Genomic DNA, 1,187 nt, shown 5'->3' with positions numbered 1-1,187 from the left:
GGGACGTACGTCCCCGTCATCACCAGCCACGCGAGGCCTCCCGGCAAGGCGGCGGCCGGGCTGCCGAGGGCGAGCCCGCCGAGCAGGGCGAGGGGCGGCACCAGATAGACCAGCGCCAGGCCCAGCACCGTGCCGAGCAGCAGCAGGGGCTGGTGCCGCAGTTGCGCGTAGGCGCTGCGCGAGACCATCCGCCACAGGTCGTACAGCCGCGGGTACGGGCGCACGCTGTCCACCCGGTCGGCCAGCCCCAGCCAGATGCGGCCCCCCGCCGCCTTCACCGCCCGCGCCAGCGCCACGTCGTCGATGACCGCGTGCCGGATGGAGTCCGGAACGCGGGCCCGAGCCGCGGCCTCGGTACGCAGCAGGACACAGCCGCCCGCGGCGGCGGCCGTCCGCGCCCCGGACCGGCCGATCCGGCGGAACGGATAGAGCTGCGCGAAGAAGTAGACGAAGGCCGGGACGACCAGCCGCTCCGCCACGCTCTCCACGCGCAGCCGTGCCATCAGGGAGACGAGGTCGAAGCCCCCGGTCCGGGCCGCCGCGACCAGCTCCCGCAGGCTGTCGGGAGCGTGCGCGATGTCGGCGTCCGTCAGGAGCAGGTACTCGGGTTCACGCGCGCGTGCCAGCGCGATGCCGTGCCGCACCGCCCACAGTTTCCCCGTCCAGCCTGCCGGCGGCTCTCCCGGCGAGTCCACGGTCAGCGGCAGTCCGCCGTGCCGCCGGGCCAGCTCGCGCGCCACGTCCGCGGTGCCGTCGGAACTGCCGTCGTCGACGAGGAAGACCTCCGCCCGCCCCGGATAGTCCTGCGCCAGCAGCGACGGCAGTCCGGCGGGCAGCACCGCCGCCTCGTCGCGCGCGGGGACGACCACACAGACCGGAGGCCAATCGCCGGGCTCCTCGCGCAGGGGGAGCCGGACGTCCGTGCGCCAGAAGAAGCCCTGGCAGAGCAGCAGCCACAGCCAGGCGGCGAGAGAAACGGCGGAGATCCACACGACGGCGCTCACGCGCGCAGTCTGCCCCACCGCACGGGGCCGCGAGAGCACATCGTCTATCGTGGCGGGGTGAAGATCGCGCTCATGGACTCCGGAATCGGCCTGCTGGCGGCCACCGCCGCGGTACGGCGCCTGCGGCCCGACGCGGATCTCGTGCTCTCCCTCGACCCCGACGGCATGCCCTGGGGCGCGCGC

The 1,187-nt window shown here is 74.9% G+C and carries 1 protein-coding gene and 1 pseudogene; one reads left to right on the top strand and one right to left on the bottom strand.

The window, feature by feature from the left end; translation table 11 throughout:
* A partial coding sequence (locus BZL64_RS36775) for a glycosyltransferase (protein ID WP_086773354.1) occupies nt 1–1,022 on the bottom strand: 1,022 nt, incomplete at its 3' end.
* Between the two features lie 39 nt (nt 1,023–1,061).
* On the opposite strand from BZL64_RS36775, the pseudogene BZL64_RS41680 reads away from it, so the two are divergent.
* Nucleotides 1,062–1,187: pseudogene (locus BZL64_RS41680) on the top strand (glutamate racemase); the annotation flags it as partial.

This window comes from Streptomyces bobili, from assembly GCF_002154575.1.
Lineage (GTDB): Bacteria > Actinomycetota > Actinomycetes > Streptomycetales > Streptomycetaceae > Streptomyces > Streptomyces bobili.
Note: the sequence above shows the minus strand (reverse complement) of the source record. Positions and strands in the feature narration are given on the sequence as shown.